Here is a 314-nt window from a genome sequence, read left to right as displayed (position 1 = left end):
AAGAATTTCATTGGCGCGCTTCAATTCGACATTTTCACGCTCTAGCTGCTTGAGTCGTTCATTTCCAGGCAGATTAGCCGAGCTATCTTCCTGCATGAGTTCTGAGCGTTTGCACCAGGCCCTTAAGGTCTCCGGTGAACAGCCAAACTTGCTGGCAATGGAGCAGATCGCCGCCCACCTGGACGGGTATTCGCCTTGCTGTTCAAGGACTAATCGAACAGCTCGCTCCCGGACTTCTGAGGAATATCGTTTTGGTGAGTTCATAACTCCATCCTCTCAAGATATGGAGTCTCCGGTAAAGCCGGGGCGGTTCA

Annotated in this window: 1 protein-coding gene; it reads right to left on the bottom strand. The window is 51.6% G+C overall.

Going from position 1 to position 314, the window contains the following annotated elements:
• On the bottom strand, positions 1-264 hold a 264-nt coding region (locus ACT3TJ_RS18095), incomplete at its 3' end, for a transposase (protein WP_444666147.1).
• Positions 265-314: the final 50 nt, after the last annotated feature.

The organism is Halomonas sp. AOP30-A1-24, from assembly GCF_052378165.1.
GTDB lineage: Bacteria > Pseudomonadota > Gammaproteobacteria > Pseudomonadales > Halomonadaceae > Vreelandella > Vreelandella citrativorans.
This window is presented reverse-complemented; position numbering and strand designations above follow the sequence as displayed.